The organism is Tunicatimonas sp., from assembly GCF_049647865.1.
In the GTDB taxonomy this organism is placed as follows: Bacteria; Bacteroidota; Bacteroidia; order Cytophagales; family Cyclobacteriaceae; genus Tunicatimonas.
Window position 1 is genome coordinate 1 of record NZ_JBARYM010000346.1, and the last position, 5503, is coordinate 5503.

General features: G+C 43.7%; 4 protein-coding genes. 1 reads left to right on the plus strand and 3 read right to left on the minus strand.

Annotated elements, in window-relative coordinates; all coding sequences use genetic code 11:
* Together WBA23_RS10395 and WBA23_RS10400 are read right to left on the minus strand one after the other, a co-directional pair.
* On the minus strand, window positions 1-2783 hold a 2783-nt coding region (locus tag WBA23_RS10395; protein WP_424582212.1), incomplete at its 3' end, for a SusC/RagA family TonB-linked outer membrane protein.
* A 25-nt stretch (window positions 2784-2808) separates the two neighbouring features.
* A complete protein-coding gene (locus WBA23_RS10400; protein ID WP_424582213.1) occupies window positions 2809-3843 on the minus strand; it encodes a FecR family protein in 1035 nt (344 codons plus the stop codon).
* A gap of 171 nt (window positions 3844-4014) precedes the next feature.
* Between WBA23_RS10400 and WBA23_RS10405 the strand changes: the two genes are divergently transcribed.
* Window positions 4015-4653 (plus strand): RNA polymerase sigma factor, encoded by a 639-nt coding sequence (locus WBA23_RS10405; protein WP_424582214.1) that lies wholly within the window; start codon window positions 4015-4017, stop codon window positions 4651-4653.
* Between the two features lie 228 nt (window positions 4654-4881).
* Here the strand turns inward: WBA23_RS10405 and WBA23_RS10410 are convergent, their stop codons facing one another.
* A complete protein-coding gene (locus WBA23_RS10410) occupies window positions 4882-5286 on the minus strand; it encodes a hypothetical protein (protein WP_424582215.1) in 405 nt (134 codons plus the stop codon).
* Window positions 5287-5503: the final 217 nt, after the last annotated feature.

Consider the following 5503-nt stretch of genomic DNA (forward strand, 5'->3'; position numbering starts at 1 on the left):
TTCCACCGCAGATCACCGTTAGCAATATTCACACTACGGACGGCAAACTCCAAACCACTGTTATCTACCCGTCCTAAATTACCGGAAGGATTATTAAGCGAACCTACTTCTGCTGCTGGGGTGAAAGGTAGTAGTAAGCCATCAGTCACCTTATTAAACCAATCTACCGTAAACTCAAGTCGCCCGCCAAACATGCCCAAATCAATACCGGCGTTGATCATTTTTATTTCTTCCCAAGCCAAGAAAGGGTTGGCTAAGCGAGTGATAATCGCGCCAGGCACTGAGCCCCCATTTAAGACATATTCCTGATCGCCACCCGTACCTACCTGCGAATTCCACTGGTAGAGGCGGGTATTGTCGCTACCACTAACACCGTAACCTACTCTTAACTTTAAATTATCAATATTGGATACATTGGCCATGAATGCCTCCTCCGAGATACGCCATCCGGCTGAAACGGCGGGAAAAGTACCCCAACGCTGCTCGGGACCAAAGCGGGAAGAACCGTCTCTTCTGACCGTAGCTGTAAGCAAGTATTTATCTTGATAGCTATAAATGGCTCGCCCAAATGCCGACACAAAGGCTGATTCATTCTGGAAATTTCCTACCGAAGGAAAAACCAATGGAACAGTAGCAAGAATATTCCCGTTGGCATCCGTAATTTCACTGGTGAGTTGAGGACGGTTGAAGAACCAATAATCCGTATCAACGAAAGCTCCGGCTCCCGAGTTAAAACCTTGATTCAAATTGTTTTGGGCCTGATAGCCCGCCATAATGCTAAAGTCGTGGCCACCCAGAGTTTTACTATACTGTAGCGTATTCTCAATGAACCAAGTGCGGCTTTCTCGTTGGTTTAAATTTAATCGAGAAAACGTTTGGTCTCTATTAGCCGCCCCGTCGATGGAGTTAAATGGATTGCGATTTTCGTTGCTATTAAAGCTCCAGTCTATAGATCCCATGGTATGAAAAACCAGTCCATCCAATATTTCTACATCCGTGTACAGTGATCCCCAAATACGATTACGTACTTCGTTATCGTAAACCTGATCCAAACTCCAAATGGGGTGCTGGTTGGCGTGATCAAGTTGGCCTTCGGCATCAGGGTCTTGGGCCTCAAGTCCGGCGTAGTCGCCATCTGCCGGATCATAGATTGGTTTGTAAGGATTCATTCCGAGCAGTCGTGTTATCCAGTCTCGGGTACTAACATTCCCATCAACGTTACCTATGGTGTTGGCTTCACTACGCGACAGTGCTAGGGTGTTACCAAATTTAATTCTATTAGTGACCTGATGGTCACTATTGAGGCGGATTGTGAACCGCTCTAAGTCGGAATTAGGTAAGATGCCTTCTTGGTTAAAATAACCTGCCGAAGCAAAGTACTGGGATTTTTCGGAACCAGCATTTAAGGAAAGATTGTAGCTATTTATGCGTCCAGTACGATACGCTTCATCAAACCAATCGTAGGTAGGAAGGTCAGCTCCCGAAAGTGCTTTGTCTATAAACGGGCTTCCGGGGTACTCAGTAAGTCCTGCTTCAGTATTTACTTCGGATAAGTACTGCGCCCACTGCGGCCCGGTAAGCATGTCAAAGTTACTCTGATCAATCTCATTCCAGGCCGTAAAAGCATCAAAATTAAGTTGCATTTTTCCGGCATTTCCCCTCTTAGTAGTGATAATTACTACCCCATTTCCCGCCCGGGCTCCGTAAATTGCGGTAGCCGAAGCATCTTTAAGTATGTCTATACTTTCAATGTCGTTAGGGTTTATCAGAGAAAGTGGGCTGACCGAGGTTTGCCCGCCCCCATCTACATTACCAATAATAATTCCGTCGATCACGTACAGCGGCTCGGCGTTGTTGGTAGACCCAATCCCCCTAACGCGAATACTGGCCCCCGCCCCAGGAATACCGGAGCCAGTGGTTACTTGCACTCCGGCTGCCCGACCTACTAATGCCTGCTCGAAGGAAGGTACCGGAATGTCATTCAACTCCTCGCCGGAAACCGAAGATATAGCTCCGGTCACATCTTCCCGCTCCTGAGTTCCGAATCCTATTACTACTACTTCCGATAACTGCTCTATGCTGGGTGCCATAGCTACATTAATCACGGTTTGGTTGCCCACTGGAATCTCTTCAGCGGTGTAGCCAATTGAGCTAAACACCAGAACCGGATTAGAGGAAGAAACTTCTATCTGATAATCTCCTTCCACATCAGTAATAGTACCCACCGAGGTTCCCTTTACCAGTACATTCACTCCGGGGATTGATTCGCCCGTTGCTGAGTCGGTTACTTTGCCACTAACGGTCAGAAATGCGGTTCGTATATTTTCGGACAATTGAGCCACCGAAAGGTTAGGTTTTGGTACTGATAGCTGCCTTAGATTTGTGCCGGAAGACTGGAGCGGCATCTTTTTCAGCTTAGACTCATCCGGCTTATAAATGATAAAGTAGTTGTCTCTTAGCTTTTTGTACTTTAAGCGTAAAGGCAGTAAGTACGTGGTTAGCTTTGCCTCAATGCTACTAGCAGTATGCTGCTGAGGTATTGGCTTGGGTACTTCTTTCCCCGTAACTACCGAAGGATCATAATTGAATAGAACTTGATACTGCTCCTGCAAATCATTGAGGGCTTTAGCAAGCGACTGTTTTTCTTCCTGCTGTTGTACTGAATAGTCGGTAGCTACAGGTTGAGTAGCCAGATCAATTGAAGCAAGGGATTGAGCAGTAGCATCGGGTATAAACCAATGAACTGTAATTAAGCAGATTAGAATGAGTAAGTTTTGTCTCATGGGAAAAATGGTTTATGAAGAGTATTTATAAGTGTTGGGATCGGAAAATTATTTGATTGCCTTCTCTTTCCTCAATTTCCAGATTGTACAGTTCAGCAAAAGCCTCTAATAATATTTCCAAATCATTGTGGGGTAAGTAGCCTTTAAACGTATATTGACCAATTGCTTCATCCTCAAAAAGAATGTTGATCCCGAAGCTATACTGGAGCTTCACCGCCACTTCAGATAATGTGATTTCATCTAAAAGGAGCATGTTGTCTTGCCACCTTTTGGTAGGAGCAATCTCTACTTTTTTCGTAGTAACCAACCCTTCATCGTGGTTGATAGAAACTAACTCACCCGGACTAAGCAGCATGGTTTGAGAGTCATCCTCCTTGATTTTCAGCTGAATACTTCCTGATTTAAGAGCTACTTCTGTTTCTTGCCTACGGGTGCTTATGTTAAATTCGGTTCCTAATACCGCTACTTCTACCTGATTAATTGTATGCACCGTAAATTTTAAGTAGTGAGAATCCGACTGTTCACCGGCTGTCACGACTATTTCTTTAACGTGAAAGAATGCTTCACCTTCCAGCCAGACCTCGCGGTCAGAATCATTCGACCACTTTCGGGGATAGCTTATGGTAGAGTTAGCTTTAAGAGTAACTAGGGTGCTATCGGGAAGTACTATTGTTTTCCTTTCTCCGTACTGAGTAGTATGGCTTACATTCCCTGGCCATTGGAGCCACCAAATGCCTCCCCCCAGAAGCAGCATGGCTACACAGGCCGCAATTGCATACTGCCAAAGATTTTTTCTGCGGGGCGTAACCTCTGTTTCGGCTATCTGACTCCAGATGGCCTGCTTCATCTTCGATAGGCGAAAGTTATCTTCGGAAGATGCCGGCAATCCCAACGTAAGCACAATTTCGCGTGCCTGCTTAACTTCGCTAAGTCTCTCAGGATACAGAGCAACCCAGTTAGTCCAGAAGGAAATAGCGTCGCTATCAGTGCGGAACACCCACTGCTGAAATGATTCATCTTGGGCCAGTTCGTCGGCGCGGTAGTTCAGGTATTGATTCAAAATATGAGCTTCTTTAATTTATAGAGACCGGTACTTATTAAAGTTCACGGAAAAAATGTATCTTTTTTAAATTTAATTTTAATTCTCTATTCAGATAAATGTTAAAAACTCAGTTGATTTTTATTGGTTGTTTTTAAGAATTTTTAATATTTGTAATCTACCTATTTACTAATGGGCAATTTTCAAGCAAATGATTTGTATCTCTGGCAGCAGTTAAGATCGGGGAATCCTCAAGCACTTAATGCGATCTTTGATTGCTACGCGCCGTCCTTACTGAGTTACGGAAAACTCTTTACTTCAGACGACGGTCTGATAGAAGATGCTATTCAAGATATTTTTGCAATCCTTTGGGAGAAGCGAGAGCGATTGAACGATGTTATGACCATTAAGCATTACTTATGCTCTGCTTTAAGGCGCCGAGTATTACGAAAACTTCAGGCTCAGAGAAAACTAGAAGGGCCGGATTTACAAAATTACTCCGATATTGCTGTTGAAAATTCGTACGAGACTTGGTTAATAAGGCGGCAGCATAAAGCTGAAGTTAAAGAAGCAGTACATCAACTTCTTGAGCTACTTACTCCGCAACAGAAAAAGGTAATCTATCTTAAGTTTTTTGAGCAACTCTCTTATGACGAAATAGCCATTCTAATGAAGTTGAACAAACGCACGGTGTATAATACCTGTTCGGCAGCTATTCAACAGTTGAAACAGCACATTGGTAAATCGCCTCAATTGCGTACCACCATGTCTAGTACTATTACGCTTCTGCTCTCTTTCATTGGGATTGTAATACCTAGTATTATTACGTAAGTAGCATTCCCATTTAGTTGCGCTCATAGCTTGTAATCAGCCCTTATACGACGGTATCCTTTCTCATCTGCTAGTTCACCAGAGCATTCTTATTGTAGCGTTGCTGTACAACTCGCGTTTAGTGATATATCAATAATGCGAATAACGGGTAAAGATAAAACAAGAGACTCACCGACACCAGTTTTATTGTTCGGACAAAACAGGAGAGCATAAAAAACCGTGGGGCAATTAAGCTGCTCGCTTAGCATTTTCGGCTTCTACTTTTAGGTTAGGATACCACTGGAGAAAGCATTCTCTCAACTCTTCGTTGAACACTTTACTCCGCATAACTAAAAGGAGGTGAGCCCCTTTCTTGCTCCATTGCATCTGCTGTTTCTTACAGCAACGGCGGGCGACAATTTGGTTAATCGTTGCCTCCACAAAGCTGGAAGTGATCGTCTCCCCGTAGCGGTACCGTTCTCCGTAATTCGTAATCTGCCCTTGATGGTTCCGGATGTAGATTTCAAATTCTGTCAGAAACTTGCTAAACTTTTTCCAATGTTCATATGAAGGTGTTTGTTCCGAATAAGTGACCCGTTCAACCAAATCATCCAAGCGATCCAATGCTTTTCGTACATGGTGTTCCGTTAGCAACAGAACAGAAATGGGCGTTAAGAGGTAAAAACCGCTCTTATTACACTGAGTGAGGTGTATTGAACACCTCATTATCAAAAAACAGCTTCTATTTGATAAGAGTAGCCCACTTTGTAAGTATCTGAAAATCAACACTTCTCTTTGAGGTAATTACGCTTAGCGCCCAATATTGTCCGTTTGCTACCGGAACACCATTTTCATCTTTTGGGAACCATAA

Coding starts and splice junctions, on each gene's coding strand:
- WBA23_RS10405 (WP_424582214.1), top strand. CDS start 4,015: ATGGGCAATTTTCAAGCAAATGATTTGTATCTCTGGCAGCAGTTAAGA.